Below are 668 nucleotides of genomic sequence, written 5' to 3'. Positions count from 1 at the left end.
CCACTGCTGACCGGCGGCCTTGCGCGCCGCGCTGGCCCGCTCCACTTCGCTGCGAATGGCGCGCCAGTCGTCGAGACCAAGCTGATAGGCCTGATCGAGGCGCCAGCCGTCGATGCCGTACTGCTCGACCCAGTAGCGGGCCACCTCCTTGAAGTAGGCGAGGCTCTGGGGCTGGCTGTAATCCACCAGCTGACCGGGATAACCGGCCCCGCCGCTCTTGAGGGCGGGCAACCGTCCCTCGGGAGAAGGCTTGCTCACCCCCACCTTGTTGACATGACCGAACACCCCGTCGAGGAAGACGTAGAGGCCGCGCTGATGCGCCCCGTCCACCAGTTTTTTAAGCTGGGCGTTGCTGCCGAAGTTGGGGTCCACGTTGAAGAAGTCGCAGGCGAAGTAGCCGGTGGCATCCAGCCGGTCGTCCCCGGCCTGGCCGGCGCAGGAGTCAAACACCGGCGTGAGCCAGATGGCGTTGACGTTGAGGCTCTTGATGTGGTCGAGGCTGTCGATGATCCCCTGCAGATCGCCGTTGTGCCGGGAGGGGCCGTAGCCAACGCCGTAGTTGGCGCTGCCGTCGCCGTCGACGAAGGACTCCACCATCACCTGGTAGGTGCGCAGGTTGCAGGCTGGCTGATCATTGCCGTAGCAGGCGCGGCTGGCCGACGCGGGGG

1 protein-coding gene is annotated in these 668 nt (G+C 66.3%); it reads right to left on the bottom strand.

All coding sequences use genetic code 11. From position 1 onward, the window contains the following. Nucleotides 1–668, bottom strand: a 668-nt coding sequence (locus AACR77_RS17085; protein WP_042882983.1) for an alpha-amylase family glycosyl hydrolase, incomplete at both ends; no start/stop codon positions are given.

Source organism: Aeromonas sp. ZOR0002, from assembly GCF_963866995.1.
GTDB classification, from domain to species: domain Bacteria; phylum Pseudomonadota; class Gammaproteobacteria; order Enterobacterales; family Aeromonadaceae; genus Aeromonas; species Aeromonas caviae.
This window is presented reverse-complemented; position numbering and strand designations above follow the sequence as displayed.